The 23,721-nt window shown below is 66.8% G+C and carries 24 protein-coding genes; 13 read left to right on the top strand and 11 right to left on the bottom strand.

What is annotated here, in order from left to right; genetic code table 11:
• Nucleotides 1–51: 51 nt before the first annotated feature.
• The 6 genes from FA89_RS09725 to miaB form a co-directional block, all read right to left on the bottom strand.
• Nucleotides 52–1,077 carry a magnesium and cobalt transport protein CorA gene (locus tag FA89_RS09725; protein ID WP_051939065.1) on the bottom strand — a complete coding sequence of 342 codons (1,026 nt, stop codon included), beginning with the start codon at nucleotides 1,075–1,077 and terminating at the stop codon, nucleotides 52–54.
• A 79-nt stretch (nucleotides 1,078–1,156) separates the two neighbouring features.
• Nucleotides 1,157–2,365 (bottom strand): lipoprotein N-acyltransferase Lnb domain-containing protein, encoded by a 1,209-nt coding sequence (locus FA89_RS09730; protein WP_036140413.1) that lies wholly within the window; start codon nucleotides 2,363–2,365, stop codon nucleotides 1,157–1,159.
• A gap of 70 nt (nucleotides 2,366–2,435) precedes the next feature.
• The gene (locus FA89_RS09735) at nucleotides 2,436–3,287 is read right to left on the bottom strand and encodes an HlyC/CorC family transporter (protein ID WP_036140415.1); all 852 of its coding nucleotides are present in this window, start codon (nucleotides 3,285–3,287) and stop codon (nucleotides 2,436–2,438) included.
• Between the two features lie 211 nt (nucleotides 3,288–3,498).
• Nucleotides 3,499–3,966 carry an rRNA maturation RNase YbeY gene (ybeY, locus tag FA89_RS09740; protein ID WP_036144017.1) on the bottom strand — a complete coding sequence of 156 codons (468 nt, stop codon included), beginning with the start codon at nucleotides 3,964–3,966 and terminating at the stop codon, nucleotides 3,499–3,501.
• Complete coding sequence (locus FA89_RS09745; RefSeq protein WP_036140417.1) at nucleotides 3,966–4,949, bottom strand: PhoH family protein; 984 nt, start codon at nucleotides 4,947–4,949, stop codon at nucleotides 3,966–3,968. Before FA89_RS09745 ends, ybeY begins: the two co-directional genes overlap by 1 nt.
• A 32-nt stretch (nucleotides 4,950–4,981) precedes the next feature.
• The gene (gene miaB / locus FA89_RS09750) at nucleotides 4,982–6,331 is read right to left on the bottom strand and encodes a tRNA (N6-isopentenyl adenosine(37)-C2)-methylthiotransferase MiaB (protein ID WP_081916424.1); all 1,350 of its coding nucleotides are present in this window, start codon (nucleotides 6,329–6,331) and stop codon (nucleotides 4,982–4,984) included.
• 274 nt (nucleotides 6,332–6,605) lie between these two features.
• Between miaB and FA89_RS09755 the strand changes: the two genes are divergently transcribed.
• Entirely contained in the window at nucleotides 6,606–7,703 is a 1,098-nt protein-coding gene (locus FA89_RS09755; RefSeq protein WP_185754295.1) for a lytic transglycosylase domain-containing protein, read from the top strand.
• A gap of 61 nt (nucleotides 7,704–7,764) precedes the next feature.
• On the opposite strand, the gene FA89_RS09760 is transcribed toward FA89_RS09755, so the two are convergent.
• The gene (locus FA89_RS09760) at nucleotides 7,765–8,949 is read right to left on the bottom strand and encodes a S1C family serine protease (RefSeq protein ID WP_036140419.1); all 1,185 of its coding nucleotides are present in this window, start codon (nucleotides 8,947–8,949) and stop codon (nucleotides 7,765–7,767) included.
• A gap of 251 nt (nucleotides 8,950–9,200) precedes the next feature.
• On the opposite strand from FA89_RS09760, the gene petA reads away from it, so the two are divergent.
• The 6 genes from petA (at nucleotide 9,201) to FA89_RS09790 (ending at nucleotide 13,605) form a co-directional block, all read left to right on the top strand.
• Nucleotides 9,201–9,800, top strand: coding sequence for a ubiquinol-cytochrome c reductase iron-sulfur subunit (gene petA / locus FA89_RS09765; RefSeq protein WP_036140421.1), 600 nt, complete (start codon nucleotides 9,201–9,203; stop codon nucleotides 9,798–9,800).
• Nucleotides 9,800–11,089, top strand: a complete 1,290-nt coding sequence (locus FA89_RS09770; RefSeq protein WP_036140422.1) for a cytochrome b — start codon at nucleotides 9,800–9,802, stop codon at nucleotides 11,087–11,089. Before petA ends, FA89_RS09770 begins: the two co-directional genes overlap by 1 nt.
• A complete protein-coding gene (locus FA89_RS09775) occupies nucleotides 11,082–11,846 on the top strand; it encodes a cytochrome c1 (protein WP_185754296.1) in 765 nt (254 codons plus the stop codon). The genes FA89_RS09770 and FA89_RS09775 overlap by 8 nt, the downstream gene beginning before the upstream one ends.
• A gap of 92 nt (nucleotides 11,847–11,938) precedes the next feature.
• A complete protein-coding gene (locus FA89_RS09780) occupies nucleotides 11,939–12,583 on the top strand; it encodes a glutathione S-transferase N-terminal domain-containing protein (protein WP_036140424.1) in 645 nt (214 codons plus the stop codon).
• A gap of 124 nt (nucleotides 12,584–12,707) precedes the next feature.
• Entirely contained in the window at nucleotides 12,708–13,151 is a 444-nt protein-coding gene (locus FA89_RS09785) for a ClpXP protease specificity-enhancing factor (RefSeq protein ID WP_081916863.1), read from the top strand.
• Nucleotides 13,152–13,209: 58 nt separating this feature from the next.
• Complete coding sequence (locus tag FA89_RS09790) at nucleotides 13,210–13,605, top strand: DUF3301 domain-containing protein (protein ID WP_036140426.1); 396 nt, start codon at nucleotides 13,210–13,212, stop codon at nucleotides 13,603–13,605.
• Here FA89_RS09790 and nadC read toward each other — a convergent pair.
• The 3 genes from nadC to FA89_RS09805 all read right to left on the bottom strand — a co-directional run bounded on the left by nadC (nucleotide 13,602) and on the right by FA89_RS09805 (nucleotide 17,167).
• Nucleotides 13,602–14,483, bottom strand: coding sequence for a carboxylating nicotinate-nucleotide diphosphorylase (gene nadC / locus FA89_RS09795; protein ID WP_036140428.1), 882 nt, complete (start codon nucleotides 14,481–14,483; stop codon nucleotides 13,602–13,604). The two genes, FA89_RS09790 and nadC, sit on opposite strands and share 4 nt — an antisense overlap.
• Before the next feature lie 43 nt (nucleotides 14,484–14,526).
• Nucleotides 14,527–16,800: a DUF1631 domain-containing protein gene (locus FA89_RS09800; protein WP_036140431.1), complete on the bottom strand. Its 2,274-nt coding sequence runs from the start codon at nucleotides 16,798–16,800 to the stop codon at nucleotides 14,527–14,529.
• A gap of 76 nt (nucleotides 16,801–16,876) precedes the next feature.
• Nucleotides 16,877–17,167 (bottom strand): Trm112 family protein, encoded by a 291-nt coding sequence (locus tag FA89_RS09805; RefSeq protein WP_036140433.1) that lies wholly within the window; start codon nucleotides 17,165–17,167, stop codon nucleotides 16,877–16,879.
• 72 nt (nucleotides 17,168–17,239) lie between these two features.
• Between FA89_RS09805 and purE the strand changes: the two genes are divergently transcribed.
• Nucleotides 17,240–17,755 (top strand): 5-(carboxyamino)imidazole ribonucleotide mutase, encoded by a 516-nt coding sequence (gene purE / locus FA89_RS09810; RefSeq protein ID WP_036140436.1) that lies wholly within the window; start codon nucleotides 17,240–17,242, stop codon nucleotides 17,753–17,755.
• Nucleotides 17,752–18,906: a 5-(carboxyamino)imidazole ribonucleotide synthase gene (locus tag FA89_RS09815; RefSeq protein ID WP_036140437.1), complete on the top strand. Its 1,155-nt coding sequence runs from the start codon at nucleotides 17,752–17,754 to the stop codon at nucleotides 18,904–18,906. The genes purE and FA89_RS09815 overlap by 4 nt, the downstream gene beginning before the upstream one ends.
• Before the next feature lie 276 nt (nucleotides 18,907–19,182).
• Here FA89_RS09815 and FA89_RS09820 read toward each other — a convergent pair whose 3' ends face one another.
• Nucleotides 19,183–19,761 carry a superoxide dismutase gene (locus FA89_RS09820; RefSeq protein WP_036140438.1) on the bottom strand — a complete coding sequence of 193 codons (579 nt, stop codon included), beginning with the start codon at nucleotides 19,759–19,761 and terminating at the stop codon, nucleotides 19,183–19,185.
• Between the two features lie 108 nt (nucleotides 19,762–19,869).
• Here FA89_RS09820 and grxD point away from each other — a divergent pair, with 108 nt between their 5' ends.
• From grxD to FA89_RS09840, 4 genes are all read left to right on the top strand, one after another.
• A complete protein-coding gene (gene grxD, locus FA89_RS09825) occupies nucleotides 19,870–20,193 on the top strand; it encodes a Grx4 family monothiol glutaredoxin (RefSeq protein WP_036140439.1) in 324 nt (107 codons plus the stop codon).
• Nucleotides 20,190–20,963, top strand: coding sequence for an SDR family NAD(P)-dependent oxidoreductase (locus FA89_RS09830; RefSeq protein WP_036140442.1), 774 nt, complete (start codon nucleotides 20,190–20,192; stop codon nucleotides 20,961–20,963). Before grxD ends, FA89_RS09830 begins: the two co-directional genes overlap by 4 nt.
• A gap of 32 nt (nucleotides 20,964–20,995) precedes the next feature.
• Nucleotides 20,996–21,592 carry a YhgN family NAAT transporter gene (locus FA89_RS09835; RefSeq protein WP_036144025.1) on the top strand — a complete coding sequence of 199 codons (597 nt, stop codon included), beginning with the start codon at nucleotides 20,996–20,998 and terminating at the stop codon, nucleotides 21,590–21,592.
• Nucleotides 21,593–21,810: 218 nt separating this feature from the next.
• The gene (locus FA89_RS09840) at nucleotides 21,811–23,517 is read left to right on the top strand and encodes a lysophospholipid acyltransferase family protein (RefSeq protein WP_036140444.1); all 1,707 of its coding nucleotides are present in this window, start codon (nucleotides 21,811–21,813) and stop codon (nucleotides 23,515–23,517) included.
• Nucleotides 23,518–23,721 lie beyond the last annotated feature (204 nt).

The following is a 23,721-nucleotide window of genomic DNA, read 5'->3' on the forward strand; positions in this document are numbered from 1 at the left end:
TGCCGCTCATCACGCGAGGCAGGGCGAGGCCATGCACGTCGGCGCGACCACTCAGAACCACTTGTTCCGCTTCAGGGCAATGAAAATCCCACCCACGATACACGCCACCAGACAGGTGATGGCCGGATACGCCCAGGGCTTGTCCAGCTCCGGCATATGCACGAAGTTCATTCCGTACCAGCTGGTGATCAATGTCGGTGCCGCCAGCATGGCCGCCCAGCCGGCCAGCTTCTTCATCACCTCGTTCTGCCCGAACGTCACCAGCGCCAGGTTCACGCTGATCGCGGCCCCCAGCATCTCGCGCATGGCGGAAATCGACTCGTTGACACGGAACACGTGATCGTAGATGTCGCGGAAGTACGCGCGCAGTTCGTCGTGGATCAGATGCGGGTGCAGTCGTACCAGCTGCGCCACGATGTCCTGCAATGGCACCACCGCCAGCCGCAGCGTCATCAGTTCGCGCTGCATGTCGTACAGCCGCTTGATGGTCAGCCGGTTGTACGTCTCGGCGAAGATGTCGTTTTCCAGCTCGTGCAGTTCCTCGCGGAAGTCGCGAACGATCGGCAGGAAGTTGTCGACGATGAAATCCAGTACGGAATACAGCGCGTAGCTGGGCCCCATGCGCAGCAGCTCCGGCGACTGCTCACAGGTGCGCCGCGCCGGTGCGTACGAGAGGGACGCCCCGTGGCGCACCGTCACGAAGTAGCGCTGCCCGACGAAGATCTGCGTCTCGCCGAAAGCAATGTTGCCGCCAACCAGTTGCGCGGTCTGGGCGACGATGAACAGGGAGTCGCCGTAGGTCTCGATCTTGGTGCGCTGGTGGGCCAGCTGTGCATCCTCGATGGCCAGGTCGTGCAGGTTGAACTCTTCCTGCAGTTTCAGCAGCAGCGGCTCGTCCGGTTCGTGCAGCCCTACCCAGACGAAGGTGTCGGGTTCCTTGAGGACATCGCTGATCGCGTCGAGGCTGATGTCGCCGATCCGGCGACCGTCGGTGCGGTAAGCGACGCAGTTGACCACCATGCCGCCGGAGGCAACGTAGGTGGGCGCGGATTCGGGGAGGATCGAGACAGAGGCCATGGGCGGCATGATGCCGGGCCATGTGTGACGGGGCAATGTTACGCGGGGGCCATCGAGCGACTCCGCAAGAACGTGCGGATCAGTCGTGCCGGCGACAGAACGTCACGAACAGCGCGGCCCAGCAGGGCAATGCGAACAGCAGCCAGGGCATGTTGCGCTGGGGAAAGTCCGGCCACAGGTGCAGCAGCATCCCGATCACCGCGGCGGCGAACGAGAGGGCCGCGATGCGTGGCGCGAAGCGTCCCATGGGGCGGCCAGCACGGCGCAGGCGCCAGATGCCGGGTATCAGCAGGAAGGCCAGTGGCTGGTACGCCAGCAGGTTGAAGTTACCCCAGGCCGAGCGATGCAGGGTCAGGGTCCACAGGCCCAGCATGAACAGCCCGGCGAGGCCGGCGAACACCGTGAAAAGCGTGCCCGCGGCAACGAAGACACCGCGTGCCACGCGATGCCGGCTGAAGGCGGGCAGGGCGAGCGGGATCGCCAGCAGCAGGCCGGCCAGGAGCAGCGGCCAGCGCAGGTCGGGGGCCTGTTCCGGGGGCGGCACGAGGCGGGCTTCCGCGAGGGTGGTCTCGCCATCCACCAGCGGCCGGGCGTCGTCGCCTTCGCCGATACGCACGTGGCGTATCTCGTCTTCCAGCACCATCGGCAGGAAGGCTTCCTTCCAGGCTGTCATCGGCTGGTCGGCGTAGGGCCCCAGGCCCAGGTCCATGCCCAGCATCAGCCAGGCCTGGTTGCTCATCAACCGGGCGGTCTGTTCGCGATACGTCATGCCGCCTTCGCGGGCGCCCAGCTGGCGACCGAGTGCGCCGCCCAGCGCCGCGTCCAGTGCATCGCGCACGCGGGTGGTGCAGTTGTCCGCGTAGTAGTCGTAGTGGTAGCCGGCGTTTTCGGGCCGGACGTTCCAGAGCATGAAGCGACGCAGGTCGTCCTTCTGCGCATCGTCCAGGCTGAGGTGCTGGCGACGCACGTAGCGCCCCTCACCCGCGTAGAAATCCACGTCCGATTGCGTGGTTTCGGCATCCATGCGGTAGGCCATGATGCCGCGCGCGAAATTGAGGATGAAGCCCTTCTGGTCGAAGTCGAATACGCCATAGTTGAAGGCAATGGCCTCGCCGCTCACCCGGTCGCGTACCTCCAGCGCATCGTGGCCGAAGCGCTCCCAGTAGATGTCGCCGGGGCCGTAGGTCATCAGCGAGATGTCCAGGTCCGAGGCCGGCGCATCGACGATGCCGGCGCGGGACAGGGGAGCGAAGCACAGGGCGAGCAGGAGGATCAGGGCGTGGCGCATGGTCGGGCTGGAATCCTTGCCCGCAGGCATGGCTGTCAGGAACCGCCGGCCCGGAGGCCGGCGGCAGACGTCAGGCTGCGCGGTTGGCGCGTGCGACGTGGAACTGCTGGACGCGGCGGTCGTCCGCTTCCGTGACACGGAACAGGAAGTCGCCCACGGCGATCTCTTCCCCGGCGGCCGGCAGGTGACCGAACTCCGAGGTGATCATGCCGCCGACGGTGTCGAATTCCTCGTCGGAGAAATGGGCGCCGGCGATCTCGTTGAAATCGGCGATGGGAGTCAGCGCGCTCACGGCGAAACCGCCGTCTTCCAGCGCCTGCACCAGTACCGGATCTTCCTCGTCGTCGTGCTCGTCGTCGATCTCGCCGACGATCTGTTCCAGCACGTCCTCGATGGTGATCAGGCCGGCCACGCCGCCGTATTCGTCCACCACCAGCGCCATGTGGTTGCGTGTGAGGCGGAACTCCGCCAGCAGCACGTTCAGGCGCATGGACTCGGGAATGAGCACGGCGGGACGGAGCAGGGCACGCACGTCGCCCCCTTCGCTCTGGCCGTAGTATTTCAGCAGGTCCTTGGCCAGCAGGATGCCCAGCACTTCGTCCTTGTCCTCACCATGCACCGGAAAGCGCGAGTGGCCGGATTCGACGACGGCGGACAGGATCTCGGGGAGGGAGGCATCGGCCGGCAGGCTGACGATCTGGGCGCGGGGCACCATGACATCGTCGACGCTGAGTTCGGTCACCTTGATGGCACCCTCGACCATGGTCAGGGTGTCGTTGGAGAGCAGGCCGTTGGCCTGGGCGGTCCGCAGTTCCTCGATCAGTTCGTCGCGGTTGCGTGGCTCGCCGGAAAACATATGGCCCAGACGGTCCCACCAGGATCGGTGGGTCGGGCCATGGGTACTGCCAGGGTCCTCGTTCATCACTCTTTGCGTTTCTGCCCGGAAGGGCGGAACGGCCAGTCTAGCGGAATTCTTATGACGGTTCAGGCCGACCCCACCCGTAGGAGCGCACGCTCGTGCGCGACATCTCTTGAGGCCGACGCGTGGAGCTGGCGCGTGAATCCATAGGCATGGCGAAAAGATGTCGCGCACGGGCGTGCGCTCCTACCCAGGGGGTCGTGCCGTGGCGGCTCTATGCCACCGGTTCGTAGGGGTTGGCAATGCCCAGCCCCGCCAGGATGCGCGTTTCCAGGGCCTCCATCGCGTCGGCTTCGCCGTCGTCGATGTGGTCGTAGCCCAGCAGGTGCAGGATGCCGTGCACCGTGAGGTGGGCCCAGTGGTCGGCGGGCTTCTTGCCCTGTTCGGCGGCCTCGCGGGCGACCACGGGGGCGCAGATGACCAGGTCGCCGATCAGGGGCAGGGTCACGCCGGGTGGCAGTTCCACGGGGAAGGAGAGCACGTTGGTGGCGTAGTCGCGGCCGCGGTATTGCAGGTTCAGCGTCTGGCCTTCCTCGGCATCGACGATGCGGATCGACACCTCGGCGGCCTTGCGGCGGCGTGCGCCCTTCAGCGCGGCCTCCACCCAGCGGCGGAAGCTGGCGGAGGCGGGCACGCCCTTGCGTGAAGCGGCCGCGTAGCCGACCGCGACATCCACGGGGATCAACGCGGCGGGTCCTGCTTGTCCTCGAACGCCTCGTAGGCCCGCACGATCTTGGCCACCAGCGGGTGGCGGACTACGTCGCGCGAGGTGAAGAAGGTGAAGCTGATACCGTCCACGCCGCGCAGCACCTCGATCGCGTGGCGCAGGCCCGAGCGAATGTGGCGTGGCAGGTCCACCTGCGAGACGTCGCCGGTGATGACCGCCACCGAGCCGAAGCCGATGCGGGTCAGGAACATCTTCATCTGCTCGACGGTGGTGTTCTGCGCCTCGTCGAGGATCACGTACGAATCGTTGAGCGTGCGGCCGCGCATGTAGGCCAGCGGGGCGATCTCTATGACGTTGCGCTCGATCAGCTTGCCGACCTTCTCGAAGCCGACCATCTCGTACAGCGCGTCGTACAGCGGGCGCAGGTAGGGGTCGATCTTTTGGCTGAGGTCGCCGGGCAGGAAACCCAGTTTCTCGCCGGCTTCCACCGCCGGACGCACCAGCAGCACGCGCTGCACGCGGTTGGCTTCCAGGGCCTCGATGGCGCTGGCCACCGCGAGGTAGGTCTTGCCGGTGCCGGCCGGGCCCACGCCGAAGTTGATGTCGTGGGTGGTGATGGCGTGCAGGTAGCGGGCCTGGTTGGCGCCGCGGCCCTTGATCACGCCGCGCTTCACCTTGATCACCACTTCCTGTGCGGATTCGGCAGCCTGGTCGTTGAGCGCGTCGATACCCGATTCCGCCAGGCGCAGGTGAATGGCCTGGCCGTTGAGGATCTCCGTCTCGGTGGCGGCATACAGCGCGCGGATCACCTGCTCGCCGGCGCGTGCCGAGGCCTCGTCACCGATGACGCGGAAGATGGCGCCGCGATGATCCACTTCCACGCCCAGGCGCAGTTCGATCTGCCGGACATGTTCGTCCAGCGGACCGCACAGGTTGGCGAGACGGGTGTTGTCCTCGGGATCGAGGGCGAAATCGCGTTGGATAGGGCCTGTGGTCATAGGGTTCGGTGCGTCACGTTAGGGGCGAGGGCTCACGACGCCAGCGCGACCTCGTCGGCCAGGCGCACGCGGCCACGCAGCGAGTTGCTCATGGCTTCGGTGATCGTGACGTCGACGAACTGGCCGATCATGCGGGCGTGGCCGGGGAAATTGACGTACCGCATGTTTTCGGTGCGGCCGCTCATCTCGTTGGGGTCGCGGCGGCTGGGTTTTTCCACCAGCACGCGCTGCACGCTGCCGACCATGGCCTGGTTGATCCGGCGCGCGTTCTCGTTGATAGCCGCCTGCAAGCGGGCAAGCCGGGCGTTCTTCACCTCGGCCGGCGTGTCGTCGGCCAGGCTGGCGGCCGGGGTGCCGGGCCGCGAGGAAAACACGAACGAGAAACTCTGGTCGAAACCGATGTCGTCGATCAGTTTCATGGTCTTTTCAAAGTCGTCGTCGGTCTCGCCGGGGAAGCCGACGATGAAATCCGACGACACGCAGATGTCCGGACGCACGGCGCGCAGCTTGCGGATGCGCTGCTTGAATTCCAGGGCGGTGTAGCCACGCTTCATGGCCGCCAGGATGCGGTCCGAGCCCGCCTGCACGGGCAGGTGCAGGTAGTTGGCCAGCTGCGGCACATTGGCGTAGGCCTCGATCAGCGAGTCGGAAAACTCCAGCGGATGCGAGGTGGTGAAACGGATGCGACCGATACCGTCGATCTGCGCGATGGCGTGGATCAGCACCGATAGGTCGGCCACGTCGCCATCGTGCATCGGACCGCGGTACGCGTTGACGTTCTGGCCAAGCAGGTTGACCTCGCGCACGCCCTGTTCGGCGAGCTGCGCCACCTCGACGATCACGTCGTCGAACGGGCGGCTGATTTCCTCGCCACGAGTGTAGGGCACCACGCAGTAGGAGCAGTATTTCGAACAGCCTTCCATGATCGAGACGAAGGCGGTGGGGCCTTCGGCGCGCGGCTCCGGCATGCGGTCGAACTTCTCGATCTCCGGAAAGCTGATGTCCACCTGCGACTTGCCCGTGGCGCGCTGGGCTTCGATCATCTGCGGCAGGCGGTGCAGTGTCTGCGGACCGAACACCAGGTCCACATGCGGGGCGCGCTTGAGGATGGCGTCGCCCTCCTGCGAGGCGACGCAACCGCCCACGCCGATCAGCACCGGCTTGCCGTTGGCCTTGTGGGCCTTCCAGCGGCCGAGCTGGCTGAAGACCTTTTCCTGGGCTTTTTCGCGGATGGAGCAGGTGTTGACCAGGATGACGTCCGCGTCGTCCTCGTTCTGCGTCAGCTCCAGGCCATGGGAGGCGAGCAGCACGTCGGCCATCTTGGCCGAGTCGTACTCGTTCATCTGGCAGCCGTGGGTCTTGATGAAAAGCTTGCCGCTCATGCGCCGGGGTACCGTGATTCGTGGGAGTTGCCGAACCGCGCAGTTTACGCCCCCGCCGGGGTGCGTGCCAGTTGCCCGCAGCGGATCAATGACTTGCGTGACGATCGTCGGCATCGAGCCCTTGGCAGGAAAAGGGGGCTCGGGCACACTCGCGCCCATGGTTCACGACGCGACGCCAGGGGAAAGCGCCGGCCATCGCGCCCGCCGTTTTCATCCTTCCGGCACGGCTCTGCGCAGGGCCGCGGGTACGTGCGCGCTCCTTTTGATAGGCCTGATGGCCGGCCCGGCCGCCGCGGGCTCGCTGTATCGCTGCACCGGTTCCACGGGCGAGACGGTGTTTTCGGGTACCACGGCCGGCTACAAGGACTGCAAGCGCATCGGCAGCACCGGGCCCTCGCGTCCGGCCCGCTCGATCGCGACAGTCGCTCCCGCCGCCCAGGCACGGTTGCCCGCGTCGCCGTCCGGCCAGACCCGTTCCAACAACGGCCAGTCGTCTTCCGCCCCGGCCGCCGTGTTCGAGCCGGTCGCCGGGCCGCCCTCGCTCAAGGGGGTGATCGGGTCCGTGGCCCTGGCCCCCACCGTAGCCGGCCCCTCGCTGGCCGGCATCACGGGGGGCGTGGTCGGCGGAATGGAAGGTAATGCCCAGGAGCCGCTGGTCCTGCCTGCCGTGACGGCGGCGACCCCGTCCCCCGCGGTGCCGAAGGGGCAATGGGATTACAAGGAATCGGCCAGCTCGGACCTGATGGCCGCCGTTGCACCCGAGACGCCGAAGGGTTCACGGGTGCTACGCGGGGCGGTCTATCGCATCACGCGGGCGGACGGCGGGGTGGAATACACCAACATCCCGCAGGGCGGTGGCGGCGGGAAGGGCGGCACCGTCAAGATGCTCTTTACCTATATCGCCACCTGCGCCGCCTGCGATGTCCATTCGAAGGTCGACTGGAACAGCGTCACCCTCAACGTGGCCGCCTATGGCGACGCGATCCGCGCGGCCAGCAGCGAGTTCAGCGTGGACGAGGCCCTGCTGCGGGCCGTTATCCATGCCGAAAGTGCGTTCAATCCGCGGGCACTGTCGGTGGCCGGCGCCCAGGGCCTGATGCAGTTGATCCCCGGCACCGCACGGGACATGGGTGTCATGGATGCGTTCGACGCCGGCCAGAACATCCGCGGCGGCGCCCGCTACCTGGCCCTGCTGCTGCGCACCTTCAACGGCAACGAGCGCCTGGCCGCAGCGGCCTACAACGCCGGCCCCGGCGCCGTGCAGAAGTACAACGGCGTGCCCCCCTACGACGAAACCCAGGTCTACGTCGAACGCGTCGGCGTCCTCCGCAAACGCTACAACGACCTCCTGAAGCCCCACGCCGCGCTGTAACGGCCGTACCGCGCCCAACGTCACGCCGCGTGTAGGAGCGCACGCACGTGCGCGAATCGTGCTACCTCAACGCCTGCATAGGCGCCGTAGGCGGCCGCTGCGTTGGCGTTACCGTGGTCGCGAACGCCGCCCCATTACGCAGCCCGGACACCTTCACCGCCACGCCCGGCTTCAGCGAGGCCTCGTGCCGCCGTAAATCGGACGGGTCGAGGATGTCCTCGTCGCCGATGCGCAGCAGTACGTCGCGTTGCTGGATGCCGGCCAGCGCGGCGGGGCCGCCGGGCGAGACCTCGTTCACCACCACCCCGCGGGCCGCGGAGGGCAGGCCGCTGTCGGCGGAGATGGGCACCGCACCGTAATCCGCGCCGATCCAGCCGCGCACCACGTGGCCTGTCTGGATGATCTGGTCCAGCACCTCGCGGGCGCTCTGCACGGGAATGGCGAAGCCGATGCCCTCGGCGCCCACGGCCTGACCGATCAGCGAGGTGTTGATGCCGACCAGTTCGCCGTGCGCGTTGACCAGCGCGCCGCCGGAATTGCCGAAGTTGATCGCGGCGTCCGTCTGGATGAAGTTCTCCAGGCTGGACAGGTTGAGCTGGCGACCGATGGCGCTGACGATACCCATGGTCACGGTCTGGCCGATGCCGAAGGGGTTGCCGATGGCCAGCACCACGTCGCCGACCCGGGGCCGGCTTTCGGCGTCGGTCATGTGGATGGCGGGCAGGTTGCCCGCATCCACCTTGAGCACGGCCAGGTCGGTTTCATCGTCCGAGCCCACCACGCGGGCCTTGGCGACGCGGCCGTCGTAGAGCAGCAGCTGGATGTCGTCGGCGTTGGCGATCACGTGGTTGTTGGTCAGGACGTAGCCGTCTTCGCGAACGATCACGCCCGAGCCCAGGTTCTGCTGGCGGCGGGTACGGGCCGGGCCGGTGGGCACGCTGAAGATGCGTTGTAGCACCGGGTCCGAATACAGTTCGCGCGGCTGCTCGGTCACCATCTTGTTGGCGTAGATGTTGACCACGGCCGGCGCGGCCTTGGCCACGGCATCCGCGTAGGAGGCGGGCGCGCCGGCGGCCGGGGCCTCGTTGTCGGCGCTGGCGGCGGCAGGCTGGGTGGCCGGGGGGGTGAAGCGCTGGCGCAGGAAAGCGCCGCTGCCCGGCCAGAACAGGCCCACCACGAAGGCGACGGCCAGGCCGAGCACGACGAAGCGGGCAACGAAGGCGAGCGTGCGTGCGGCGTGGTTCATGGATTAACGAGGGGTCCTGTCGTCGTCGCGTCGCCTTGCCCGGGGGAATCCGGGCAGCCGGTGGTGCCGGATTTTCCGCTTCCTGGCGGATTCGTGACCGTCCCACCCGTCATGGAGCACAGGGGGTGGTTCAGTTTATTGTACGTGGGTGGTGCCTGCCGTTACACTGACTTGATATAGCGGAAGCCGATTTCCGAACGAACCGGCGATAGGGGTCCGCATTCTCAATGGCATAAGTTCCGGAGAGCCTGATGGCGAACGAAGTCGTCGATCACGGGCGCCGTCGCTTCCTCACCACCACGACCGCGGTCGTGGGCGGTGTCGGAGTGGTCACGGCGGTCGTGCCCTTCATCAAGTCGTGGGAACCGAGCGCAAGGGCAAAGGCAGCGGGAGCGCCTGTCACGGTCGACATCAGCACCATCGAGGCGGGCCAGAAGGTCACCTTCGCCTGGCGCAGTCTGCCGGTCTTCGTGGTCAACCGGACCAAGGACCAGCTGGCCCAGCTGAAGGGCCTCGAGCCCCGCCTGCTGGATCCGCAGTCCTCGGACGCAGGCCAGCAGCCGAAGTACGCCACCAACGAGAACCGCTCGATCAAGCCCGAGTGGCTGGTCGTCATTGGCCTGTGCACCCACCTGGGCTGCGTGCCGGACTTCGTGCCCGACATCAAGCCCGAGCCGTTCGACGCCAACTGGAAGGGCGGTTTCTACTGCCCCTGTCACAAGTCGCGCTACGACCTGTCCGGGCGCGTCTTCGCCGGCGTGCCCGCGCCGAAGAACCTGGCCGTGCCGCAGTACCACTTCCTGGATGACTCGCACATCCAGATCGGTGTCGATCCGGAGGGGAAAGGCTGATGGCCAGCATCTTCGATTGGGTCAACGAACGCGCGCCGAACCTGGCGCCGACGTTCCGCAAGCACATGACCGAGTACTACGCGCCGAAGAACTTCAACCTCTGGTACTACTTCGGTTCGCTCGCCCTGCTGGTCCTGGTCAACCAGATCGTGACCGGCATCTTCCTCACCATGAACTACAAGACGAGTGCGCTGGAAGCGTTCAACTCGGTCGAGTACATCATGCGCGACGTGGAGTGGGGCTGGCTGATCCGCTACATGCACTCCACGGGCGCCTCGCTGTTCTTCGTGGTGGTGTTCCTGCACATGTTCCGCGGCATCATGTACGGCTCGTTCAAGCGTCCGCGCGAGCTGGTCTGGATCCTGGGCATGCTGATCTTCCTCGTGCTGATGGCCGAGGCGTTCATGGGCTACGTGCTGCCGTGGGGCAACATGTCGTTCTGGGGCGCGAAGGTGATCATCTCGCTGTTCGGCACCATCCCCTACATCGGCTCGTCGCTGGTGGAGTGGATCATGGGCGACTTCCTGCCCGCCGACGCCACGCTGAACCGCTTCTTCGCGCTGCACGTCATCGCGCTGCCGCTGGTGCTCCTGCTGCTGGTGGTGCTGCACCTGGCGGCCCTGCACGAAGTGGGCTCGAACAACCCCGACGGCGTCGACGTCAAGCACGGCCCGAAGGGCAACCGCTGGGATGCGAGCAAGCCCATCGACGCCATCCCGTTCCACCCGTACTACACGGTGAAGGACCTGGTGGGCGTCGGCTTCTTCATGACCATCGCCGCGTTCATCATCTTCTTCGCGCCCACCTTCGGCGGCTGGTTCCTGGAGCACGACAACTTCACCCCGGCCAACAACCTGGTGACGCCGAGCCACATCAAGCCGTCGTGGTACTTCACCCCCTTCTACGCGATCCTGCGCATGATCCCATCGTTCTTCGGCACGGCGATCTGGGGTGTCATCGGCATGTTCGGTTCCATCCTGCTGCTGGCGCTGCTGCCGTGGCTGGACCAGGGCGCCGTGCGTTCGGTGCGGTACCGTGGCATGGGCTACCGCATCGCCCTCGGCGTGCTGGTGGTGTCCTTCCTGTCGCTGGGCGCGGTGGGCGCCGGCGTCACCGCCGAGCTGATCCCCGAATGGTTCCCGCATGCGGACGTCACCACCTGGGAGAACGCCTTCGGCCGGTTGATGACGCTGTGTTACTTCGGCTTCTTCGTATTCGTATGGGTCTACACGCGCTTCGGTTTCGAGAAGACCAAGCCGGTTCCGGAACGGGTGACGACGCATGATTAAGCGCTATCTTTATTCCGCCGCCCTCGCGCTGGGCCTGTTCGTCGCCGCGTTGCCCGCCATGGCCGCCGAAGGTGGCGAGGGACTTCCGTCCGCCGGTACCAACGTGAACGACCAGGCCGCGCTGCAGCGCGGCGCCAAGCTGTTCTTCAACTACTGCGTCGGCTGTCATTCGCTGAAGTACGTGCGCTACTCGCGCCTGGCTTCCGACCTGGGCCTGTCCGAAGACGAGGTGATGACCAACCTCAACTTCACGGGTGCCAAGTTCGGCGAGCCGGTGATCTCGCACATGCCGGTCGACGGGGCCAAGGCCTGGTTCGGCAAGGATCCACCCGACCTGTCGCTCGAGGCGCGGGCCAAGGGCGTGGATTTCATCTTCAATTACCTGAACTCGTTCTACCTCGACCCCACACGGCCGGTCGGCTGGAACAACACGGTGTTCCCCAACGCCTCCATGCCCAATCCCCTGTGGGAACTGCAGGGCCTGCAGGTGGCCGTGCACGGCGAGGCCAAGCCGGGCCAGGAAGCCACGGTGGAGAAGCTCGAGTTGCAGCGCCCGGGCCGGATGACGCCCGAGGAGTTCAAGGCGGCCACGCGCGACATCACCACCTTCCTCGAGTACACGGCCGAGCCGGCCGCCCTCGAGCGCCAGTCGGTGGGCGTATGGGTCATCCTGTTCCTGGCCGGCCTGACCTTCCTGCTGTACCTCGTGAAGCAGGAGTACTGGAAGGACGTGCACGAACAACACGACGAGCACTGACCGATGCCCCGCGGGCGGCCCACGGCCGCCCGTTTCGTTTCGGGGACGGGTGGGGTTAGAGTTCCGAACACCGTAAACAGGGAGATCGACGCATGGTCCAGAGTGCTCGTTCGCGTGCGGGGCTGACGCTTTACACCAGCGCCGACGATATCCATTGCCACCGGACGCGCCTGGTGCTGGCGGCGAAGGGGGTGGCCTATGACCGGATCATCCTCAAGCCGGATCGCCCAACGGCCGATCTGCTCGACCTCAACCCCTACGGCACCCTGCCGACCCTGGTCGATCGCGACCTCTGTCTCTACGACCCCCTCGTGGTGGTCGAATACCTCGATGAGCGTTATCCGCATCCGCCGTTGATGCCCATCGACCCGCTGTCACGGGCGCGCCTGCGCCTGGCCACCTGGCGCGTCGAAAACGACTGGCTACCTGAGATCGAGGCGATTGCAGAGGGCGGCAAGGAGGCTGCCGGTGCCCGCAAGCGCCTGCGCGAGCAGCTGTTGTTGTCCGAGCCGCTGTTCCGGGCGTCGCGTTTCTTCCTCAATCCGGAGATGAGCCTGATCGACTGCCTGGTGGCCCCCGTGGTCTGGCGGCTGCCACACCTGGGCGTGGACCTGGGTCGGGACGGCAAGGCCATCGTCGATTACGGCGAGCGCCTGTTTCACAGCCAGGGCTTTGCCCGCAGCCTCACCCCCGAGGAGCGCGACATGCGCCCGGATTTCAATTTCAGCCCCGGTTAGCGTCGGATGCCGCCTATCCCTTAAACTGTCCTTTCGACCTTGCCCAGCCGGGGCTTTGGTGATCCCCGACCTACCGGCGGGAACGACGAGGACAGCATCCATGGATACGAACGAAAGCGCGGGCATGACTTCCAATCGCCCGTACCTGCTCCGCGCCATCTACGACTGGATCAGCGACAACGGCCTGACCCCCTACGTGCTGGTGGACGCCGCCCAGCCCGGGGTCAAGGTGCCCGCCCATGTGGTGAAGAACGGCCAGGTGGTGCTCAACCTGGCCATGCGCGCGGTGGCCAACCTCGACCTGGGCAACGAAAAGATCGGCTTCCAGGCCCGTTTCTCGGGTGTCAGCCAGCAGATCGTGATCCCCGTGCCGGCCGTGCTGGCGCTGTACGCGCAGGAAAACGGGCAGGGCATGATGTTCCCGGCCGACGAAAACGACGGTTCCGAGCCATCGCCCTCGTCCGGTCCGATGGAAGTGGTGGAAAACAGCGAGCCCCCACCGCCCTCGGCCGGTGGTGATGACGACCGCCCGAAGCGCGGCGCACCGCACCTGCGCGTCGTCAAGTAGGCTCCCGCCGCCCCTTCGGGGGCTTGTGGACGTCCCGGATCGGCCACACACTGCCACCATGGCATCCTTCAGCGATCTTTTCTGGCTCCTTGTCCTCGCCGGCGGTATCGCGAGTTGGTACAGGCTGACGCGTGCGCGCGAGGTTGCCGCACGCGCCGCCGCGGGGCTGTGCAAGCGCTATGGCCTCCAGTTGCTGGATCAGTCGGTCGGCCTGCGCGCCATGCGCCTCCAGGGCGTGGATGGCGTGCGTCGGCTGGAGCGCTGCTACGGCTTCGAAGTGAGCCTGGATGGCCAGTCACGCCAGTCGGCACGCCTGTGGATGGCGGGGCACGACATCGCCAGTTATTCCCTGCCGGGAGCCGACGCGCCCGACCTGGAAACCGTGGTGGCCACCGATCCCTTGATTCACGGCAGCAACGTCATCTCACTGGCCGACCGGCGCCGCCTGCACTAAGCGCCCCCCGGCTGCACGTCGAGCCGCAGGGAAAGATCGATGGCACGTACATGCTTGGTCAGCGCGCCGCTGGAAATAAAATCTACGCCTGTCTCGGCGATGTCGCGGAGCGTGGCCAGTTCCACATTGCCCGACACTTCGAGCGACATCCTGCCGTCGGTATAGCTCACGGCCTCGGCCAGCATCGCCGGGGTGAAGTTGTCGAGCAGCGCGCGGTCCGCCCCGGCGTCGATCGCCTCGGCCAGTTCGGCCATCGTCTCCACTTCCACGATCAATGGCAGCGCCGGATGGATACGCCGCGCCGCCTTCACGGCCGGACGAATGCCGCCCGCGGCGATGATGTGGTTTTCCTTGAGCATCATGGCGTCGAACAGGCCGATGCGATGGTTGGTGCCGCCACCGCAGCGCACGGCGTACTTCTGCGCGCGGCGCAGGCCCGGCAGGGTCTTGCGCGTGTCGAGGATGCGCGTGCGCGTGCCCGTCAGGGCATCGGCATAACATGCGGTAACGGTGGCGGTGGACGACAGCAGCTGCAGGAAGTTGAGCGCGGTACGTTCGGCGGTGACCAGGGCGCGCGCCTTGCCGGCGAGACGGCAGATGGCGCTGCCGGCGGCGACGCGGTCGCCATCGTGGAGCGACCATGCGATGTCCACGTTCGGGTCCAGCGTGCGGAACGCCGCGTCGAACCAGGCCGTGCCGCAAAGTACGGCATCCTCGCGACAGGTGAGCACGGCGGTGGCGGTGGCGGCTGCATCGAGCAGGTCGGCGGTGGCGTCGCCCGGGCCGATGTCCTCGTTCAGGGCGCGATCGACATCGGCTTGTATCTCGACGGCCGGCGGCAGCGCGTCGGCCAGGGATTGCGACTCGTTGGAAGTCATCGTGGGGATGCGCCCAGGGAAGAGGGCGCTACCTTAGCAAACCTCAGGCACCCGGATCCGGTGTGCGCAGGCGTTCCACGATGGCGTCCATGGCGCGGTCGAACAGCAGTGCGGAATCGAGCAGCCGCGCCGTGCCGTTGGCAAAGCCCTGGGCCAGGCCGGCAAGACTATGGTCGGCCACCTTGAGGCCGCGACGGTTCACGAACAGGTAGCGACCGCTGATCGGGCTGATCCAGGAGAGCTTGGCGCGGTCGGTGCTGCCGTCCTCGCTGGTGAATTCCAGCCACTGGCCGACCCTCAGCTCGCGGGCCTGGGCGAGGTTGCGCTCGTCGAAGGCCTCGTCCGGCAGGGATTCGTCCTCGGGCACCGGCTCGACGATCGGTTCGTCGATCGCCTGGATGGCGTCGGGCAGCGGCGTCACGCTGGCGATGAGCGTGCCCGATCCGGTCTCCGGTACCAACTCGCCCAGCTGCTGCCGGTAGAACGCGTGCAACTGTGCCAGCAACTGTTCGGTGTCGGCATCCTGGAACGCCACGGCGGCCAGTCCGCGGCGCAGCGTCTGCTCCACCGAGGGCAGCAAAGCACGCAGGTCGCGTCGCCCGTTGAGGTCGTAGACCGGACGGGCGCTGGCGATGAAATCGTCGACGAAGCGCAGCGATTCGCGGAATTCGGGCGATTCCTCGCCTTGGCGCAGCAGGGTGAGCACGATGTAGTTGGCCCAGGCCCGGGTCAGCACGCCATGGATCAGCGGCGGCAACGCGGCACCGCCGACCCGGCTGACGATTTCCTCCGCGGCGCGCCGACGGGCGTGCTCCAGTTTTTCTCGGCCGCGGGTGGATTCGGCCACGCGCTGCTCGGCCAGCTCCGCACGCTTGCGGCTGATGTCGAGGAAATCCTGCAACTCCGTCGCCAGGCGGTTGAAGAGATCCACGTCGTCGTCGAAATCGCGCAGCAGCCGTTCGACGATGGTCCGGGTCTTGTCGAACAGGCGGCCGTCGCGGTCGGATTCGGCCGACCAGCCCTTGGCCGCATCGGCCATGGCATCCAGCAGCTGGCGCGCCGGGTGGGACTTGTGCGCGAACAGGCGCCGGTCGAGCAGGGCGACCTTCAGGTAGGGAATCTGCAGGCGCGCCAGCATCACCTGCATCTCGGCGGGCAGGTTGCGGTCTTCGAGGATGAACTCGAACAACATGCCCACGAGATCGATCGTGTCCTCGTCCACGCCCGACACGTGCGCGGTCTGTTGCCCGCGCAGCTGGCCGATCTGGACGAGCAACTGTTCCTTCAGCTGGGCCACGTCGCGGGTGACGTCGGCCTGTGTCGCCAGCGGTGCGGTATGGCTGGGCAGGCTGGCGATCTGGCTTTGCAGCAAGGTCAGCGCACCGAGCATTTCCGCCGCGCTGGGCAACGGACCGATCGGCAGCGCCTGGCCGCCGCCGGTGGCCGTGCCCGCCAGGGCGGAGATCGCGCCGCGACGCGCGGAGAACATGGCGTGCAACGACTGCATGAACTCCGCGGCGGCCGCGTCGGTGACCGGGGCCGTCGTCTGCGCCGTTGTCGTGGCCGAGGACGCCGGGCCGGTAGGGGCGGGCGCGTCGCTGCGGCGCGTGGCGATCTCGTGGCGCAACTGCGGGAGCACGCCGGCCGCGGCCAGTTCGTTGTTGATGTCGTCGTACAGCTCGTCGATGCCGGCGAGCACATAGCGGTCGAAAAGCTTGTAGATGATCAGCTTGACCCGGACCTCCACCACCAGCTCGCGCATGGCCTGGCGGAAGGCCCCGGCCAGCGAGGCGGGGCCGACCGGGTTGGAGGCGTCGTCCATGCGGGCGCCGCCGCAGATCACCGACAGGCGCTGGTTCACGGCGAACAGGGCGCGGGCGAGGCGTTGCTCGTTCTTGCCGATCATGCTGGTGATCGCCAGCGATTCTTCCAGTTCGTTCTCGCCGACGAGGCTGAGTTCGATGTTCGCCAGGGGGCGGGCGTGCGCGTCGGCCTCGGGCGCGCGCGTGCGGCCGGCGGAGAAGTCGGCCAGGTCGCGGGCCACCTGGCCCAGGAAACTGCGTTCGACGATCGCGCGCTTCTTGCGCACCTCGCGCATGCCGTCGAAGAACTGGGTTTGCGCGGCGTTGTTCTCGGCCTTCTCGGCCAGGTCGAACAGGGCGTCGTCGATGTTCTCGAACATGTTGGTGGCCAGCGCGTGCAGCCGCTTGGTGGCCAGCCCGCGCACCGTGACGAGGAGCGCACCCACACTTTCGATGCGAGGGTCCATTCGATGGCTGAGATCGACGACGTTCGACGGCTCGTTCGCGTTATTCATCGCGCATCTCTGGATTCACCGGCCCCCGCCTGAGGGGCCATTGTGCGGGATCGAATGCTTTAAAGTGTGACTCGGGTCACGGATTCTGCGCGAGACCGCTTTCCGGCGTAAAGCCGGTGAGCTGCAGCGTGCCGATGCCGGCTTCCGGCAGCATCACGGGGATGCCGTCCTCGACGCGATAGACCAGCTGGCCGTCGGTGGTGATCAGGCCTTCGGCCAGGACATCGGTGACTTTATCGCCGGCTACGGTGTCGACCGAGCCCGCGCGGATGGCACTGTTGAGGGTGTCGCGCTCGGCCGCCGTCAAGGGGCGCAGGGGGCGCTTGCTGACAGGGCAGCAGAGGATGTCGAGAAGTCGCTTGTCCATGGAGAGCGGCCGTGCCGGCCAACCTGTAGATCGGGAATGCACTTACAATAGCGACTTTTGGGTGGCCGGGCCATGATTTCCAACGAAGGTAACGGAGCGGGCGCCGCGCGCGTGGGCGTGGTGATGGGCTCGCGATCGGACTGGGAAACGATGGAGCATGCCTCCGCCACGCTGACCCGCCTTGGCATCGTCCACGAGGTGCAGGTGGTTTCGGCCCACCGCACGCCCGATCTCTTGTTCGGCTATGCCGACGGCGCGCGCGGCCGCGGTATCCAGGTGATCATCGCCGGCGCCGGCGGCGCGGCCCACCTGCCGGGCATGATCGCGGCGAAAACGGCCCTGCCGGTGTTCGGCGTACCCGTGCAGTCCAAGGCCCTGAACGGCATGGATTCCCTGCTTTCCATCGCGCAGATGCCTGCGGGCATCCCCGTGGGCACCCTGGCGATCGGCCGCGCCGGTGCGACCAACGCCGCCTTGCTGGCCGCCTCCGTGCTCGCCTTGCACGATCCCGCCGTGGCCAGCGCGCTGGATGCCTTCCGCGCCGAGCAGACCCGCAACGTCCTTGACAACCCGGACCCGCGTACGTGAGCCGCACGCTCCCCACCGTAGGCATCCTGGGCGGCGGCCAGCTGGCGCGCATGCTGACCCTGGCTGCGGCGCCGCTGGGCATTCGCACCCTCGTGGTGGATGCGTCGCCCGACGCCTGCGCCGGCCAGGTGGCCGAGCTGGTGGTGGCCGACTGGTCCGACGAGGCCGCGCTGGCCGCGTTTGCCGCCCGGGTGGACGTGGTCACCTTCGACTTCGAGAACGTGCCCGCCGCCGTCGCCGAGCGCCTGGCCGGGCAGGTCGACGTGTTCCCGAATCCGCGGGCCCTGGCCGTGGCGCAGGATCGTCTCAGCGAGAAAACCCTGTTCCGCGAGGCGGGCCTGGATACGCCCGACTTCGAGACCGTGGACACACGCGACGACCTGGTTCGCGCGGTCGGCCGGATCGGCACCCCGGCCATCCTGAAGACGCGGCGGCTCGGCTACGACGGCAAGGGGCAGTTCCGCCTGAAGTCGGACGGCGATATCGACGCGGCCTGGGCGGCGCTCGGCGATGCCGCCGGCCAGCACGGGCTGATCCTGGAAGCCTTCGTGCCGTTCGACAGGGAGTTGTCGGTCGTGGCCGTGCGAGGTCGCGACGGTGCCTTTCGGGCCTGGCCGCTGACGCGTAACTGGCATGTCGACGGCGTGCTGTCGCTCAGCCTCGCCCCCGCGCCGGGCACGTCCGACGACATGGATCGCGCCGCCATCGCGCATGCGCGCACCATCGCGGAAAAACTGGATTACGTGGGTGTGTTCGCGCTGGAGCTGTTCGTCCGCGGCGGCGACCTGCTCGGCAACGAAATGGCCCCGCGCGTGCACAACTCCGGTCACTGGACCATCGAGGGCGCGTACACCAGCCAGTTCGAGAACCATATCCGCGCCGTGCTGGGCCTGGCGTTGGGCGACACGGGTGTCCGTGGTGCCAGCGCCATGCTCAACTGGATCGGCGACCTGCCGGACCCGGCGCCGGTGTTATCGGTGGCCGACGGTCATTGGCACGATTACGGAAAGGAAGCGCGCGCGGGTCGCAAGGTCGGCCACGCGACGATCTGCGCCGCCGATGCCGGCAGCCTGCGTGCGAAGCTTGCCGAGGTGGGTGCATCGCTGGGTCGTGATGACCAGGTGGCGCCGGCTGTCGAGTTGCTGGGCTGACGCCACTCCGCTACCCGCGTAGGAGCGCGCGATGCGCGCGACATCTTTTCGCGGCAATCCGCAACCTGGCGCGCGAGGCCAGGCGCTCGGCCCCAACACATGTCGCGCACATCGTGCGCTCCTACACGGGCCTGGTGTCGCGCACATCGTGCGCTCCTACATGGCCTGATATCGCGCACATCGTGCGCTCCTACGGGTCGGTTGTAGGAGCGCACGATGTGCGCGATCTCGGTGCGTCACAACGCGCGATAACGCGGTGCAACGCACCGACAAACCTCAGGCGAGGTTCTTCGCCGCAAAATCCCAGTTGACCAGGTTCCAGAAAGCTTCCAGGTACTTCGGGCGGGCGTTGCGGTAGTCGATGTAGTAAGCGTGTTCCCACACGTCCGCAGTGAACAGCGGCTTGTCGCTGCCGGTGATCGGCGTGGCGGCGTTGGATGTGTTGACGATGGCGAGCGAGCCATCCGGGCGCTGCACCAGCCAGGTCCAGCCGGAGCCGAAGTTGGCGGCGGCCTGCTTGGCGAATTCTTCCTTGAACTTGTCCACGCCACCGAAGGCTTTGGTCAGCGCGTCGGCGAGCTTGGCCGGCGGCTCGGCGCCGCCCGGGGCACGCATGGAGTGCCAGTAGAAGGTGTGGTTCCAGATCTGGGCGGCGTTGTTGAAGATACCGCCCGAGGACGACTTGACGATATCCTCAAGGCTCTTGTCCTCGAATTCCGTACCCTTGACCAGGTTATTGAGGTTGGTCACGTAGGTCTGGTGGTGCTTGCCGTAGTGAAACTCCAGCGTTTCGGCGGAGATGTGCGGCTCGAGTGCATTCTTTTCGTACGGAAGCGGGGGAAGTTCGAACGCCATGAGGGAGCTCCTTAGCGGTGGCTGGGGGGAAGGGCGTCAACAGAGGGCGCGGCGGCCCACGCTGTTACACTACGCAACTAATCGCATTCTAATGATGAAACCCGACCTATGGACGTCGTAGACGAGATCAAGGCCATCGTGGCGGCCCATCCGATCGTGCTTTTCATGAAAGGCACGCCGGACTACCCCACCTGCGGATTCTCCGATCGCGCGGTCAAGGCGCTGGCAGCGGCGGGCGCCACCTTCTTCACCGTCAACGTCCTGGCCGATCCGCGCGTCCGGGCGGGCCTGCCGCACTATTCCAACTGGCCCACCTTTCCCCAGTTGTTCCTACTGGGTGAGTTCATCGGTGGCTGCGATATCGTCGAAGACCTGCACTCGGCCGGTGAGCTGAAGCGCATGGCCGCCGATGTGGCGGAGGCCAATTCGTGAGCTCCCTGCCGTCGGCGCGCCTGCCTGCCTCCTGGACCTCCACCCCCGGCCTGCTCGACGGGCGGGTAGTGGTGGTCACCGGGGTCACGGGCGGCCTGGGCGGCGAGACGGCGAAGGCGGCGGTGCGTGCCGGCGCTACGGTGGTCATCACAGGGCGCAAGGTGCGCGTTCTGGAAAAATACTACGACGAGCTGGTGGCGCTGGGCGGTGCCCAGCCGGTGATCCATCCGCTGGACCTGGAAAGCGCCACCCCGAACGACTACACGGCGCTGGCCGAGGGCATCGAAAAGGAATTCGGTCGCCTCGACGGCCTCGTGCACGCCGCGGCGCACTTCAACGAATTGACACCGCTGGCCATGCACAAGCCGGATGACTGGCTGCGCGCCATGCAGGTCAACGTGTCGGCGCCGTTCGCACTGACCCAGGCCTGCATGCCCTTGATGGGCAAGGCCGCGGACAGCGCGGTGGTCTTCGTCCTGGACGATCCCGACCTGCTCTCGCGTGCGCACTGGGGCGGCTACGGGGTATCCAAGGCGGCCCTGGAGCGCCTTGCCACCGTGCTGCACGCCGAAAACGGCCGCGGCCCCCTGCGCGTCCACGCGTTGCTGCCGGCGCCGATGCGCACGGCCCTGCGCCGCTCGGCGTATTACGGCGAGAACACGCTCGACCGGCCGCTGCCCGCGGCAACGGCCGAGGCCGTCGTCTACCTGCTTTCAGACGCGGGGTCTGCCGCGCGCGGCAGCGTGCTCGACCTTCGTCCCGCCCCTTGAACGTCGTATAGGAGTTATCCATGGAAGCGCAGATGACGACGTTGTCGGCAGGCATCCTGCTGTTCCTCATCATGGACCCGCTGGGCAACATCCCGCTGTTCCTGGCCTTGCTCAAGGACGTGCCGCCGCAGCGGCGGCGCAAGGTCATGATTCGCGAGCTGCTGATCGCCCTGGGCGTGCTGGTCGGGTTCCTGCTGGGCGGCCAGTACATCCTCAAGGTGCTGCAGCTGCGCCAGGAGTCGGTGAGCATCGCCGGCGGCATCGTGCTGTTCCTGATCGGCATCCGCATGGTTTTTCCGCCCGTCGAGGGCGGCGTATTCGGCAAGCCGGGGGAGGGCGAGCCCTTCATCGTGCCCATGGCCATTCCCGGCGTGGCGGGCCCGTCGGCCATGGCGGCACTGCTCCTGCTGACCAACTCCCAGCCGGGTCGTACCGCCGAATGGGGCATCGCCCTGTTCCTGGCCTGGCTGGCCACCGCGGTGATCCTGCTCAGTTCCACCTTCCTGTTCAAATGGCTGGGTGAGAGCGTACTGACCGCGCTGGAGCGCCTGATGGGCATGCTGCTGATCGCCCTGTCGGTGCAGATGTTCCTCACCGGGCTCTCGGCCTACCTCCATATCGCGGTCTGACCCAGTCTTTCGGGTCTCCGCCCGCAGGAACGTACGCAACGGTAGGGTTGCTGTCATAATTGACGGCGAGCATGCACCGGGCGGACACCGTCCGTCCGGTGCATGTGTCCGATGCCCGGCGAGGGGCACTTGAGGATGTTCGAAGGCTTATGAGAAACCACGACTCCGTACCGGCCCCGTTCGGTTTGAACCGTTCGACGTCAAGGGGAGCCTGAACCATGCTCAGCATCGATCAGACACTGATGGAGCGCCTGCCCTGGCTGGCGCAGCACCCGCTGATCCGCAAGCCGCTGGTCGGCATGCTGGAAAAGCTGGCCCACGAGACCCGCTTCAACCAGACGCTGGATCACGCCGGAACGGCGCTGGGCTTCGATTTCTGCGAGCGCACCCTGGATTACCTGGGCGTCAGCTGCCGGATCACCGAGCGCGAGCGCGAGAACATTCCGGTCGAAGGGCCGCTCATCGTCGTGGCCAATCACCCCTTGGGCATGGTGGACGCGATCGCCCTGCTGCAGATGATCGGCACGGTGCGCCGGGATGTCCGCATCCTGGGCAACGACGTGCTGGCCGCCGTGCCCCAGCTGGGGCCGTTGCTGCTGCCCGTGGACGTGTTTGGCAAGGGTGCTGCCTCGCGCATGCGCAACATCTTCCGCGCCATCCAGGCCGGCGAAGTGCTGGTCATGTTCCCCGCAGGTGAAGTGTCCCGCGTGGGGCCCTCGGGCGTGCGCGACGGCAAGTGGTCCGACGGTTTCGCCCGCATCGCCATGAAAGCCGGCGTGCCGGTGCTACCCGTGCACATCGCCGCGCGTAATTCGGTCGCCTTCTATGGCCTGTCGATGCTGGCCAAGCCGCTCAGCACGGCCATGCTGCCGCGCGAGGCCACGTCCGGCCGCCAGCGCGTCGGTTTCCGCATCGGCAAGCTGGTGGACGCCGACGAACTGAAACAGGTCAGCGGTGGTTCCGCGGAGCAGGCCGCACGCCTGATGCGCCGCCATGTCTACCGTGTGGGCCGTGGTCGCGACCTGGTGTTCGGTGGCCAGACGCCGCTTGCGCACCCCGAACCCGTGGAGCGTGTTTCCGCGGAGCTTGACCAGGCCGAGTTGCTGGCCTCGCTGCCGGACGGCAAGCGCATCGTGCTGCTGCAAGGCTCGCAGGACAGCTATGCGATGCGCGAGATCGGCCGGCTGCGCGAACTGACTTTCCGTCGCGTGGGCGAGGGCACCGGCAAACGCCGCGACCTGGACGCCTACGATCCCCATTACGAGCACCTCGTGCTGTGGGACGCCAAGGCCCTGCGCATCGTGGGCGCCTATCGTTTCGGTCATGGCGGCCGGCTGATCGCCGCACGCGGCATGGCGTCCCTTTACACGTCCAGCCTGTTCGACTATTCGCCGGCGCTCGAGTCGCGACTGGCCCAGGGGTTGGAACTCGGTCGCAGCTTCATTACCCCCGCCTACTGGCGTTCCCGCGCACTCGACCAGCTCTGGCAGGGCATCGGCCTCTACCTGCAGCGCAACGCGGATGTGCGTTACCTGTTCGGTCCGGTCAGCATGTCCGTCAGCATGCCCCGCGAAGCACGCGAATGGATCGCAGCGGCGCACCAGCATTTCTTCGGCGTGCAGGGTCTTGCGGCGGCACGCCAGCCGTTCGTCATCCCGGATGCCACCATCGCCTCCGTACGCGCCGAACTGGAAGGGCTGGACGCGGCCAGTGGCCTGGGCCGGCTGAAGCATCGCCTGGACGCGCTGGGCGTGACGCTGCCGGTGCTCTACCGGCAGTACGTGGACCTGGTGGAGCCGACCGGCGTGCAGTTCCTGGCCTTCGGCGAAGATCCGGATTTCTCCGGTTGCGTGGATGGCCTGGTGCTGCTCGACCTGGCCGCGTTGAAGCCGTCCAAGCGGTCGCGTTACCTGGGCAAGGGGTGACAGCGCCACGGAAGTCTGCTCTTGCGCGGATTGCCGCTTACGCCCATACACGGACACGCCAGCGGGTATCGCTGGCGTGTCCGTTTCCGGTAATGGCGTGAGGCCTGTAGCCTTCCCAAACCCGCGCCCTCATCGTTAAACTGTCATAACGCGGCGATAAGGTTGCCCCTTGTCTGCTGGACCGTTCATCTGTTTCCCAACGTA

It is taken from the genome of Luteibacter sp. 9135, assembly GCF_000745005.1.
Lineage (GTDB): Bacteria > Pseudomonadota > Gammaproteobacteria > Xanthomonadales > Rhodanobacteraceae > Luteibacter.